The 12,697-nt window shown below is 61.3% G+C and carries 11 protein-coding genes; 6 read left to right on the top strand and 5 right to left on the bottom strand.

Going from position 1 to position 12,697, the window contains the following annotated elements; all coding sequences use genetic code 11:
• The 3 genes from NKJ40_RS31025 to NKJ40_RS31015 all read left to right on the top strand — a co-directional run.
• On the top strand, positions 1-809 hold an 809-nt coding region (locus tag NKJ40_RS31025; RefSeq protein WP_352469293.1), incomplete at its 5' end, for a DMT family transporter.
• Positions 810-811: 2 nt separating this feature from the next.
• Positions 812-1,603: an ATP12 family chaperone protein gene (locus NKJ40_RS31020; protein ID WP_352469292.1), complete on the top strand. Its 792-nt coding sequence runs from the start codon at positions 812-814 to the stop codon at positions 1,601-1,603.
• Between the two features lie 184 nt (positions 1,604-1,787).
• Positions 1,788-3,677 (top strand): MFS transporter, encoded by a 1,890-nt coding sequence (locus NKJ40_RS31015; RefSeq protein WP_352469291.1) that lies wholly within the window; start codon positions 1,788-1,790, stop codon positions 3,675-3,677.
• Positions 3,678-3,768: 91 nt separating this feature from the next.
• Here the strand turns inward: NKJ40_RS31015 and NKJ40_RS31010 are convergent, their stop codons facing one another.
• Positions 3,769-3,963 (bottom strand): DUF2735 domain-containing protein, encoded by a 195-nt coding sequence (locus NKJ40_RS31010; RefSeq protein WP_352451032.1) that lies wholly within the window; start codon positions 3,961-3,963, stop codon positions 3,769-3,771.
• A 319-nt stretch (positions 3,964-4,282) separates the two neighbouring features.
• Here NKJ40_RS31010 and NKJ40_RS31005 point away from each other — a divergent pair, with 319 nt between their 5' ends.
• Positions 4,283-5,323, top strand: a complete 1,041-nt coding sequence (locus NKJ40_RS31005) for a glutamine synthetase beta-grasp domain-containing protein (RefSeq protein WP_254817165.1) — start codon at positions 4,283-4,285, stop codon at positions 5,321-5,323.
• Positions 5,324-5,439: 116 nt separating this feature from the next.
• Here the strand turns inward: NKJ40_RS31005 and glnA are convergent, their stop codons facing one another.
• The gene (gene glnA, locus NKJ40_RS31000; protein WP_254817166.1) at positions 5,440-6,849 is read right to left on the bottom strand and encodes a type I glutamate--ammonia ligase; all 1,410 of its coding nucleotides are present in this window, start codon (positions 6,847-6,849) and stop codon (positions 5,440-5,442) included.
• Positions 6,850-6,903: 54 nt separating this feature from the next.
• Entirely contained in the window at positions 6,904-7,242 is a 339-nt protein-coding gene (locus NKJ40_RS30995; RefSeq protein WP_019857988.1) for a P-II family nitrogen regulator, read from the bottom strand.
• A 358-nt stretch (positions 7,243-7,600) separates the two neighbouring features.
• Between NKJ40_RS30995 and NKJ40_RS30990 the strand changes: the two genes are divergently transcribed.
• Positions 7,601-9,130 carry an NAD(P)H-hydrate dehydratase gene (locus tag NKJ40_RS30990; protein ID WP_352469290.1) on the top strand — a complete coding sequence of 510 codons (1,530 nt, stop codon included), beginning with the start codon at positions 7,601-7,603 and terminating at the stop codon, positions 9,128-9,130.
• Positions 9,127-11,130, top strand: a complete 2,004-nt coding sequence (locus NKJ40_RS30985; protein WP_352469289.1) for a hypothetical protein — start codon at positions 9,127-9,129, stop codon at positions 11,128-11,130. Before NKJ40_RS30990 ends, NKJ40_RS30985 begins: the two co-directional genes overlap by 4 nt.
• Positions 11,131-11,174: 44 nt before the next feature.
• On the opposite strand, the gene NKJ40_RS30980 is transcribed toward NKJ40_RS30985, so the two are convergent.
• Both NKJ40_RS30980 and NKJ40_RS30975 read right to left on the bottom strand, forming a co-directional pair.
• Entirely contained in the window at positions 11,175-12,245 is a 1,071-nt protein-coding gene (locus tag NKJ40_RS30980) for a M48 family metallopeptidase (protein WP_352469288.1), read from the bottom strand.
• Between the two features lie 7 nt (positions 12,246-12,252).
• Positions 12,253-12,697, bottom strand: a 445-nt coding sequence (locus NKJ40_RS30975) for a carboxyl transferase domain-containing protein (protein WP_352469287.1), incomplete at its 5' end; no start/stop codon positions are given.

Genomic DNA, 12,697 nt, shown 5'->3' with positions numbered 1-12,697 from the left:
TCTCGTATGCCGGCTACGACCCTGTTTTCCTGTCCATCGCCCGCTCGGTGATCGGCGGCCTGTGTGTGTTTGGCTGGTGCCGCTGGCGCGGCATTGCGCTGCTCACGTCCGACAAGACCCTCGTCGCCGGCATTCTGGCAGGCGCGCTTTTCGGTCTCGAGTTCCTGTTCCTCTACGTCGGTCTCGAGCATACGACGGTTGTGCGCAACACCTTGCTGGTCAACACCATGCCGTTCTGGATGCTGGTCGGCGGCCATTTCCTGCTGGGCGAAAGCATCACGGCGCGCAAGCTCGTTGGGCTTCTGCTCGCTTTCGCCGGGCTGGTCGCGGTGTTTTCCGACAAACTGAGCGCTAATGGTGGCGCGACGTTGAGCGGCGACCTGCTCAGTCTCGGCGCCGGCATTCTGTGGGCCGTGACCAACATTGTCATCAAGCGGTCGAAACTGGTGGAGGCCAGCGCCGAAAAGCTGCTGCTCTATCAGCTGGCCGGGGCCGCCGTCGTCGGGATTTTGGTGATGCCTTTTGCCGGGCCGCCGGTCCGCAGCTTTGCCGTTCTGCCGACCTTGGCTCTGCTGTTCCAGGCCATCTACGTCGTCGCGTTCACCTATGTGCTGTGGTTCTGGCTGCTGCGGCGCTACCCTGCATCCGGACTGTCGAGCTTCACCTTCCTTTCGCCGGTGTTTGGTGTGCTGTGCGGCGCCGTGTTCTTGAACGAGCCGCTGACCGTTCGTATCTTCCTGGCACTCGCCCTGATCGCCGCCGGACTCATCATCGTCAACCGGCCGGCCCGAAAACAAAGTCCCGGATGAGCATGCGCGATATATTGAACGACCTCGAAGCTGGAAAACAGCTCTCTGATCCGGACCCGGTGCGTCGCGCCCAGATCCAGATGAAGACGCCGCTGCCGAAGCGCTTCTATAAGACCGTCAGGGTAGCACCGGTCGAAGACGGTTTTGCCGTCCATCTCGATGGCAAGCCCGTCCGCACGCCGGCCAAGGCGCTGCTGGCGCTGCCGACCGAAAAAGCGGCTGCTCTCGTCGCCGAGGAATTCGCCGCACAGGAGGAGACCATCGACCCGGTGACGATGCCGGTGATGCGTCTTGTCAATACGGCAATCGATGGCGTCGCCAGTGATCCCCAGGCGGTGCTGGAGGACATCCTGCGCTTCGCCTCATCCGATCTGCTCTGCTACCGCGCCGATGCGCCCCAAGGGCTGGTCGACCGGCAGAACGAGCATTGGGATCCGGTCATCGACTGGGTGCGCAGCGCGCTCGGCGCCCGGTTCCATCTTGCCGAAGGCGTGATCCATGTCGAACAGCCGCGCGAGAGTATCGCGCTGCTTGGCCAGCATCTTGCCCAACGTGCCGATCCGCTGCGCCTTGCCGCCATCCACGTCATGACGTCGTTGACCGGATCGGCGCTGCTGGCGCTGGCCGTCGATTTCGGCGAGCTCGATGGCGAGGCGGCCTGGGCTGCCGGTCACGTCGACGAGGACTGGCAGGCCGAGCAATGGGGCCATGATGCCGAGGCCGTCGCGCGCCGCGCGGCCCGCAAGCGCGACATGATGGCGGCAGTCAGCCTGCTCGAAGCGCTCAAAGGCTGACGGCACCGCCTGGTATTTCGCACTGCACATTAGACCAAAGTCATAATCCCAAAGGCGGTCTGCCTCTGGGCACTGCTTTCTGTCATTTTTTGCACCGATGACCGCACTGAGTCTGCGTTCCGAGGAAGCGCGGACGATGACGTGCAGCATCGAGGCTGACGGAATCACACGGGAGGATACGCTTATGGCAATGGCATCGACCGCCGGCAAAACAAGCCGCGGCATGACGCGGGAGGAGAAGAAGGTCATCTTCGCTTCCTCGCTCGGCACCGTTTTTGAATGGTACGATTTTTATCTCTACGGCTCGCTGGCAGTATTCATTGGTTCGACTTTTTTCAGTCCAACCATTCCGGAAGCGACGCGCAATATTTTCGCGCTGCTGGCGTTTGCCGCTGGCTTCCTCGTGCGCCCGTTCGGCGCATTGCTGTTCGGCCGCATCGGCGACCTTGTCGGCCGTAAATACACTTTCCTTGTCACCATGACGATCATGGGCCTGTCGACCTTCCTGGTCGGCTTGCTGCCTGGCTATGCGACTTTGGGCATCGCCGCTCCCGTGATCCTGATCATCTTGCGCATGTTGCAAGGCCTAGCGCTCGGTGGCGAGTATGGCGGTGCCGCCACCTATGTCGCCGAGCATGCACCCGACGATCGCCGCGGCTACTACACGTCGTGGATACAGACGACGGCAACGCTCGGCCTGTTCCTGTCGCTGATCGTCATCCTGATCGTCCAGGGGTCGATGACCAAGGAAACCTACGCCGCCTGGGGCTGGCGCATTCCGTTCATCGTTTCCTTCCTCCTCCTTGGCATTTCGATCTGGATCCGGCTGTCGCTTTCTGAATCGCCGACCTTCCAGCGCATGAAGGACGAAGGCAAAGGCTCCAAGGCGCCGCTGTCAGAAGCCTTCGGTCAGTGGAAGAACGCCAAGATCGCGCTGCTGGCGCTGCTCGGCCTCACAGCCGGTCAGGCCGTAGTTTGGTACAATGGCCAGTTCTACGCGCTGTTCTTCTTGCAGAACGTGCTCAAGGTCGATCCGCAATCGGTCAACATCATGATCGCGATTGCTCTGGCTGTTGGCTCGATCTTCTTCGTCGTGTTCGGCTGGCTCTCCGACAAGATCGGTCGCAAGCCGATCATCATGGCCGGCCTTGCGCTGGCGATCGTCTGCACCTTCCCGTTGTTCAAGGCGCTGACCTGGGCAGCCAATCCGGCGCTCGCCACCGCGCAGCAGAACACCCGTGCGACGGTGACCGCGGCACCGGGAGACTGCAAGTTCCAGTTCAACCCGGTGGGCACGGCGAAGTTCACCACGTCCTGCGATATCGCCACCTCGTTTCTGACCAAGAACTCGGTGCCTTATGATGTAGTGGCCACGGCAGCGCCCGGCACTGCTGCGTCGGTGAAAATCGGCAACGAGACGGTTGAGTCGTATGACGCGACCGCAGCCGGCGATCAAGCCAAAGCCAAGGACGCTGTTTTCGCCAAAGCGGTAAACACGGCGCTTCAGGACGGCGGCTATCCGCTGAAACGGGCAGCGGCGAAGGTGCCGGATCAGAAGCTCGAAGCCTTCATCGGGGCCAATCCCGAACTGAAGCTCGATGCGGCCGCGATCCGCGCCGGCGAGAAGGCCATGGTGCCGACCGACCAGGCGATCAAGGACAAGCTGCTGACTGCCGATGAGGCTGCGGGAGCTCCCGAGGTCACCGTCTACACCGTACCGGGCGGCGGTCCCTTCGCCATGTTCGCCGACCCGGCGGCGGTCAACTGGCCGATGACAATTGGTATCCTGCTCATCCTCGTGATCTTCGTCACGATGGTCTACGGGCCGATCGCTGCGATCCTGGTCGAGATGTTCCCGACCCGCATCCGCTACACCGGCATGTCGCTGCCCTACCATATCGGCAATGGCTGGTTCGGCGGGCTGCTGCCGGCGACGGTGTTCGCGCTCAGCGCCTACAAGGGCGATATCTACTACGGTCTCTGGTACCCGGTGGTGATCGCGGCGATGTCGCTGATCATAGGCATGATCTTCGTAAGGGATACGCTCGGAACGGACCTGCATACTAAGCAATAGCCGAACGTCCGGCCGGTTCAAAGCAAAGCCCGGCGCGAGCGATCGCGCCGGGCTTTGCAATTCATCGGAGGCGACGAGAGATGGGAGGACCCTAGCTCTTCCGATCCTGGTTCGCTTCCTCGATCGCTGCTTCATGATACCAGGCACTTCCGAAATCCGTTCGGTTGCGTAAAGAAGCAAGTTCTGCCGCGAACTTAGCCTTTCCGCTTAAATTTGAGGCAGAAGCGCGCGCTGCCACCGGGAACATCAGGATTTTGGCCGACTGACGAGTGGAAGTGATTTCCATTGTCGGTTTCCTTTCTTCGACAGAACCTTGCCGATTCAACCTTTCCCCAACATAGGTTCAGCAACCGAATTAGGCAACATGATTACGAAAAGATCAGTACTTGCACATTATTTGTGCAACATGTGCTTGTGGATGATCCGAACGCAGCATGACGGCGGACCAGCGATTTTGGGCGGATACAACCTCACTTTTGCCGCATCCGTCGCCGGCGAGAATGGCACACGAATTGCATTTTAGCAGTCCGGCAGGTCGGCTACTGGATAGGCCGGCTCGCCCCGGCGCCATCCAGGGTTCCGTGATCAAGCAACGAGAGGCTAGAATGACGAAATACAAGCTCGAGTACATTTGGCTCGATGGATACACCCCGGTTCCCAACCTCCGCGGAAAGACGCAGGTCAAGGACTACGCCGAGTTTCCGACGCTCGACCAGCTTCCGCTGTGGGGCTTCGACGGTTCTTCGACCATGCAGGCCGAGGGCCACAGCTCCGACTGCGTTTTGAAGCCGGTCGCCGTTTATCCGGATCCCGCCCGCACCAATGGCGCGCTCGTCATGTGCGAGGTCATGATGCCGGACGGCGTGACGCCGCATGCGTCCAACAAGCGCGCCACCATTCTCGACGACGAGGGCGCCTGGTTCGGCTTCGAGCAGGAATATTTCTTCTACAAGGACGGCCGTCCGCTAGGCTTCCCTGAGAGTGGCTATCCGGCGCCGCAAGGCCCGTACTACACCGGCGTCGGCTACAGCAATGTCGGCTCCGTCGCCAGGCAGATCGTCGAGGAGCATCTCGACCTTTGCCTTGCCGCCGGCATCAATCATGAAGGCATCAACGCTGAGGTGGCCAAAGGCCAGTGGGAATTCCAGATCTTTGGCAAGGGCTCCAAGAAGGCCGCCGACCAGATGTGGATGGCGCGCTATTTGTTGCAGCGCCTGACCGAGAAGTACGGCATCGACATCGAATACCACTGCAAGCCGCTCGGCGACACCGATTGGAACGGCTCCGGCATGCATGCCAACTTCTCGACCGCCTATATGCGCGAAGTCGGCGGCAAGGGCTATTTCGAGGCGCTGATGGCAGCCTTCGACAAAAACCTGATGGATCACATCGCCGTCTACGGGCCGGACAACGACAAGCGTTTGACCGGCAAGCACGAGACCGCGCCCTGGAACAGGTTCAGCTACGGCATCGCCGACCGCGGCGCTTCGATCCGCGTGCCGCATTCCTTTATCAACAACGGCTACAAGGGCTATCTCGAGGATCGCCGTCCGAACTCGCAGGGCGACCCCTACCAGATCGCCTCGCAGATATTGAAGACGATCGCCTCCGTCCCGACGAGCGCCGAGGTTTCGGCCGCGGCTTGAGCACTTGTCGCGGCGCAGACCTCAGGTCTGCGCCGTGACTTTCTGTCCAATCGCATCACAATAAAAAACCCCGGCGTCTTCGCCGGGGTTTTTTCTGTTGGCTGCAACGATCTGAATCAGACCGAATAATACATGTCGTATTCGACCGGATGCGGGGTCATTTCGAAGCGCATCACCTCGGCCATCTTGAGCTCGATGTAGCTGTCGATCTGGTCGTCGTCGAAGACGCCGCCGGCCTTCAGGAAGCCGCGGTCCTTGTCGAGGCTCTGCAGTGCCTCGCGCAGCGAGCCGCAGACGGTCGGGATCTTCTTCAATTCCTTCGGCGGCAGGTCGTAGAGATCCTTGTCCATCGGCTGGCCGGGGTGGATCTTGTTTTTGATGCCGTCGAGGCCGGCCATCAGCATGGCGGCAAAGGCGAGATAGGGGTTGGCGCCCGGATCGGGGAAGCGGACCTCGACGCGCTTGGATTTCGGCGACGAGCCGAACGGAATGCGGCACGAGGCCGAGCGGTTGCGTGCCGAATAGGCGAGCAGCACCGGCGCTTCATAGCCCGGCACCAGGCGCTTGTAGGAATTGGTCAGCGGGTTGGTGAAGGCGTTGATCGCCTTGGCATGCTTGATGATGCCACCGATGTAGAACAGGCAGCTCTCCGACAGGCCGGCATATTCGTTGCCGGCGAAGGTCGGCTTGCCTTCCTTCCAGATCGACTGGTGGACATGCATGCCCGAGCCGTTGTCGCCGAACACCGGCTTCGGCATGAAAGTGGCCGTCTTGCCATAGGCGTTGGCGACCTGGTGCACGACATATTTGTAGATCAGCATCTTGTCGGCGTTCCGGACCAGCGTGTCGAACTTGATGCCGAGCTCGTGCTGGGCGGCGGCCACTTCGTGGTGGTGCTTTTCGACGCGCACGCCCATTTCGGCGAGCACGGTGAGCATTTCCGAGCGCATGTCCTGCGCCGAATCGATCGGCGGCACCGGGAAATAGCCGCCCTTGATGCGCGGCCGGTGACCGAGATTGCCGGTCTCGTAGTCGGTGTCGTCATTGGACGGCAATTCGGTGGAATCCAGCCTGAAGCCGGTGTTGTAGGGGTCGGCCTTGTACTTGACGTCGTCGAACACGAAGAACTCAGCCTCAGGACCGACGAAGATCTGGTCGCCGATGCCTTCGGCCTTCATGTAGGCCTCGGCTTTTTTAGCGGTGCCGCGCGGGTCGCGGTTGTAGGATTCTCCCGAGATCGGATCGAGAATGTCGCACAGGATGACCATGGTCGACTGGGCGAAGAACGGGTCCATATGCACCGTATCCGCATCGGGCATCAGCACCATGTCGGATTCGTTGATTGCCTTCCAGCCGGCGATCGAGGAACCGTCGAACATGACGCCATCGGCAAACATGTCTTCCTCGACCTCGACGACATCCATCGTAACGTGCTGCAGTTTGCCCTTCGGATCGGTGAAGCGCAGATCAACGAACTTCACGTCGTTGTCCTTGATCTGCTTCATGATGTCTTTGGCTGTCGTCATGTCCCTGCTTCCCTATGTGATGACGTTTTGAACGTGGCCTTTTAACGGGAAAACTCAGACGGCGTCCATGCCGGTTTCGCCGGTGCGGATGCGCACCACTTCCTCGATGTTCGAGACGAAGATCTTGCCGTCGCCGATACGGCCGGTCTGGGCCGCCTTGCGGATGGCTTCGATCGCGGCTTCGACCGCATCGTCGCCGAGCACGACTTCGATTTTCACCTTCGGCAGGAAGTCGACGACATATTCGGCGCCGCGATAAAGCTCGGTATGACCCTTCTGGCGGCCAAACCCTTTGGCCTCGGTAACGGTGATGCCTTGCAGGCCGGCCTCCTGAAGCGCTTCCTTCACTTCGTCTAGCTTGAATGGCTTGATGATCGCTTCGATCTTTTTCATGTAAAAAGTGGCCTCCACTGCCAAAAAAGACGGGTTGTGAGCCCCGCTTGCGCCTCAATCAAGCACGAACTGTGCCAATTGATGGGGTGCCGAGTGGGCCCACATGATTTGGATACCATGCTACGCGGGAATGTACATTCGCGTCATTCACTGCGTCGGATGCGCCATGAACGCCGCGAGCCTATACAAGGCTGGTCCTGCAGTCCGCACAAAAATTGGGCATATCGGACATTTCATGAGCAGATGCGGACCTGCGACTCGTCGCTCCGGGTATTGCCGGAGTGCTTCACAACCTTCGTAGTTTGCGTCGGATCAAAAACTGGACAATGCTTCGGCAGATGATGTGCATGTCGCCCGCATGAGCAACGAACTTCTTTCTCCGTCCGAAATGGCCGAGGCCGACCGGCTGGCGATTGCCGCCGGTCCATTCGACGGCATGGGCCTGATGCGCAATGCCGGCGCTGCGGTTGCTGCCGTGGTGCTCAAGCGCTATCCGAACGCAACGCGCGTCCACGTGCTTTGCGGCCCTGGCAACAATGGCGGCGACGGCTATGTCGTGGCCCGCATCCTTCAGGACAGCGGCTCTGCTGTCTCGATATGGGCGTCCGGCTTGCCCCAGGCCGGCAGCGATGCGGCAGTCGCTGCCTCGGAGTGTCCGGCCGAGACTCGGCCGCTGTCGGATTTCGTTGCCGAGACGGGCTCGATCGTGGTCGATGCCCTTTACGGGGCGGGGCTGTCCAAGCCGCTGTCCGGCCACGCCGCCAAGGCGATCGAGATTGCGGCGGAACTGAACTTGCCGGTTGTCGCGGTCGATCTGCCGTCGGGCGTCTCCGGTGAGAGCGGCAATGTACTCGGCCAGGCCTTCCGCGCCCGAACCACGGTGACCTTTGCGCGAAGAAAGCCAGGCCATCTTCTTTTACCTGGGCGCGAGCTGTGCGGCGAAATCGTGCTCGCTGATATCGGCATAAGCGACAGTGTTGTTGCGCAGCTTGAACCACGAACATTCGAGAACATTCCGGCGCTCTGGCTTGGCCGCTTTCCGGTTCCGGCCATCGACGCCCATAAGTATGAACGCGGCCATGTCGGCGTCTTTTCCGGCGGTCCGTCGGCGACGGGTGCTGCGCGGCTGTCGGCGCTTGCCGCGGCCAGGAGCGGGGCAGGGGCCGTCACCTTGTTGTCACCGGCGAACGCCATGCATGTGAACGCGGCGCATCTGACCTCGATCATGCTGCGCAGGCTAGACACCGTCGCGGATGTGGGCGAATTCGTCGATAGCCGCCGCCCATCCGCCTTCGTGCTCGGCCCCGGATTTGGCATTGGTGAAAAGACGCGCGACTTTGTCCTGGCCGTGCTCGGCAGCGCCAATGGGCAGGGCAGCGGGATCGACGGGCTGGTGCTCGACGCCGACGGCGTCACATCGTTTCGTGATGCACCGGATGCCTTGTTCGAAGCTGCCCGTCGACCGAATACGCCGGCTCTGGTGATGACGCCGCACGACGGCGAGTTTGCCAGGCTCTTTCCCGACATCGCCGGGGACAAGAACCTGTCCAAACTCGCCAAGGCACGCGCCGCAGCCGAACGGGCCAACGCCATCATTGTCTACAAAGGCGCCGACACGGTGATCGCAGCACCAAATAGCCGTGCAGCGATCAACGGCAATGGCGCGCCTTGGCTGGCCACCGCCGGTTCGGGCGACGTGCTGTCGGGCATCATTGCCGCGTTGCTGGCACAAGGGATGCCGGCTTTCGAAGCGGCCTGTGCGGCAGTCTGGATCCATGCCGAGGCCGGCAGCCGTTTCGGACCGGGGCTGATTGCCGAGGACCTGCCGCTGGCGCTGGTGCCGGTCCTGCGCGAGCTTATCGAAAGTCGCGAGATGGCTGCCGAATGAACCGCCTGTTCGCGCTGCTCGTTACGGTCGTTAGTGCCGTAGTCGTGGCGCAGCCCGCGCGCGCCGAAGCTCCGCTGACCATCATCGACGACCCGGCCGTTCTCACCGCCCTGGACGGCAAAGGCTTTGGCTTCGCCGGCATTTTCGGCGTCGCTGGCAAGGGCGATTTGAAGACGCTTTATGAGAAGTCTCCGGCCTACCACGCGATTGTCGAAACGGTTGCAAGCGACGTCGCGGCATTGCGGGCCGAGATGAAGGCCGGCGGGCGGCCGCTTTACGAGGTGACCGACGGCAATGTCGGCCGCGTCATGGACATGCGCTGGCTGAGGACCGAGGCCGCACGCTTCCGCCTCGTCGGCGTGGTCAACCGGCTCGACCGGCGCGACTTCGCCGCGTTGCAAGGCGACGGGAGTTGCGGCGAAGTGCGCTTCATCTATCGCCTCGCCTACAGCTTCAAGAAGAACGGCAAGGTTTTGGCCTCGCGCCTGCCGTCCAATTTCAGTGCCGTCTACAACGTCGCGCCTGATGCCGATGGCGGTTGTGTCGGCGTCGCCGGACGCTGGGCACCACAACTCGACGAGAGCGTCGATGCCGGCTGGCTGATCGGCGGGCCGCTGGAAAGGACGGCGCTCACCTTCAAGCAGCTCGAGCTCAATGCGCAAGTGGTCCGCTTCCCGTCCGGCCAGGAGACCGAATTCGGCGGGCAGGCTGCCTATCTCATGCGAATTTTCGGCATCGACGGAGCGGCTGTCAGCGAAAAGTCGCTGGAAAACACGCCCGACACGGCACGTCTCGCCGAAGACGCTACGCTGAAAGCAAGACTTGCCGACTATGTCCGCACCAATGTCGCGGCGGTCGATCTCGGCGTCTACCAGATTCCCGACGAATTCCTGGCAAGGAAGGTCATCTCTTGGTCGACCTTCGGCAGTGCAAGGCAGGCCAACCACCCGTTCACGCCGCTGTTCCAGCCCGCGGATTTCGCTAGTGTCGATTTCGCTGCGCTGAAGTTGGTGCGCACGCCGGAGGCGCTGGTCGAGCGACTGGACAACGGCGCCTGCCAGGGTTGTCATCAGGCGGGCTCGACCGCCGGCTTCCATTTTATTGGACTTGACGACAAGACGACCTCGCCGCTCAACCGCATCGAGGTCGGCATCTCGCCGCATCTCCACGCCGACATCCCGCGCCGCGTCGCCTGGCTGCACGCGACTGCCGACGGCAAGGAACCGAACCGCTTCCGCCCGCTGTCCTTCGCGCCGCCGGCGACATGGAGCGATGCCGACGAAATTGCCTATTCGCCGGCCGAAATGGCGATGCCGTGCTTCATGCCGGAAGATGCTGCCCGCTTCGGCGCGACTTGGCAATGCGGCGGCGGCACGGTCTGCACGCAGCTGGCGACCGTGTCAGGCGTGCGCACCAAGCTGGCGCAATGCCTGTTGCCCAAGGACAGTGAAAACATATTCTCCGGCCATCCGTGCCTGACCGGCTCGATCGCCAGCAACCCGGCGCAGCCTTTCAATGACCGCTATACAATCACCGGCCAGTTCGCGGCGTTCGCGCCAAGTATTTCGCGCGCCGCCTACACCTGCCGACCGCCGAAGATCGGTGTGCCGGCGGGTATCGCCTATCGCGGCTGCGACGACCGGGATCGCAGCTTTGCCGCCTTCAAGACGGGCAAGCCGATGCCGAACGAGATTTGCGGATTGGTCGGCGGCAAAAAATTCGACACCTGCGTGGCGACCAATAATTTCGACCAGTGCCTGGGCGGCGCTGTCAATCGCGGTAATCGTCCCGCCTGCTCGGCCGACCATTTCTGCCGCGAGGATTACATGTGCCAGTCGCTGCCGCCCGATACACCCGGTATCGGCAAAGTGAAGGGCATCGGCTTCTGCTCGCCGACTTATTTTATCTTCCAGATGCGCATCGACAATCACGCCACGCCATGGTCGGGCGCTGTCCGCGCGACGAGGGGGGCCGGGTTCGGAGCGGCGGAAGCGGAATAGCCTGCGCCGACTGCGCATTAGCCGCTATAGTTTCAGGTGGATAGCTATCGATCGAGATAGTCGGCGATCTTCGATGTCCATTCGCCGTCGAAATGGCGGACATGTTCGGCGACGATCTCATCGCTCAGCAGGCTCGACAAGGCGGAAACCAGAACTGGTTCTATCTCTGGAGCCGAGCTAAATCCAAGAGCAGTCAAACGTTCGGACCAGGGCGGATGATCCGCGCTTTCCTTATCTGGCGCGTCCCAGGCCCTTTGCGCATATTCTTGCAGGATGGGAAGCCTCGACAGGTGACTGGCGGCCGCCAGAACTCTTTCAAGTGGTGGACGAGGCGGTACCATGGTGCCAAGCAGTTCACGTTTAAGCGGAATATACACTTGGTCATCGAAGAATGCACTGGCGGCACCGATCAGTAGCAGGGCGCGCGCCGTTTCATGTGCATCGCCGGACATCGCTGCATGACGATCTGCGTCAATTTCCGCCCGCCGCGACAACCGTATTTCTTCGCGCTCCAGCGTGCGCGACAGCGGGCCAAGCATCCAGTAGAACAGGCTGCCTGAAACGGTTTTTCCCGGTGGGGCGAAGTCGAAGATTAGATCGAAGCTCTTTTCGAGTTCGGCCAGGTTGAGCCCGCCATTTGTATCTTTATTTTTCAGATGGGCGTCCTCATGGGCCAAGATCGCCGCAAACCCCTTTTGGTCGGTCGCTGCGAGCAGCGGCAGGCCCACGGTGAGAATTGCCCTGCGACCAAGCAGGCCCAGAAACGGCCGCTCTTCACCGACGCTAGCGTTGAGATCGTCGCTCAGGATGATGCTCGTGCGGCTGGCGCGGTGTTTGCCGGCAATACTCTCCCAGACAGCCCACAATTTCGGGGCTGATTCCCGAGTAATCCCGTCCACCTTGCTGGGTCGAAAACCGGCGAACAATGTCCCGATCAACAGAACGATGGCCAGCATCGCGGCCGGGATTGCAACAACGCCAGTCGCGATGACAGCGAGCGGATAACAGTCGAGGAACCAGAACCACAGGAGTATTGGGCAAAACAGCGGCAGGACGAAGAGCAGGATGGCAAACCTGCCGAAACGCGCTCCTACATAGAGGACCAGGCGCGACATCAACCCCTCACAGCGGAATGTTGTCGTGCTTCTTCCAGGGGTTTTGCATATCCTTGTTGCGCAGCATCCTGAGCGCGCGGGCGATGCGGCGGCGGGTCGAATGCGGCATGATCACCTCGTCGACATAGCCACGCTCGGCGGCAACGAAGGGGGACAGGAAGCGATCCTCGTAAGCTTTTGTGTGCGCTGCAATTTTCTCCGCGTCGCCGATATCCTTGCGATAGATGATCTCGACTGCGCCCCTGGCGCCCATCACCGCAATCTGCGCCGTCGGCCAGGCATAGTTCATGTCACCGCGCAAATGCTTTGACGCCATGACGTCATAGGCGCCGCCATAGGCCTTTCTGATGATGACGGTGATCTTTGGCACGGTCGCTTCGGCATAGGCGAACAGAAGCTTGGCGCCGTGCTTGATCAACCCACCATATTCCTGCGCGGTGCCGGGCAGGAAG

The organism is Mesorhizobium sp. M0119 (assembly GCF_040322615.1).
In the GTDB taxonomy this organism is placed as follows: Bacteria; Pseudomonadota; Alphaproteobacteria; order Rhizobiales; family Rhizobiaceae; genus Mesorhizobium.
This window is presented reverse-complemented; position numbering and strand designations above follow the sequence as displayed.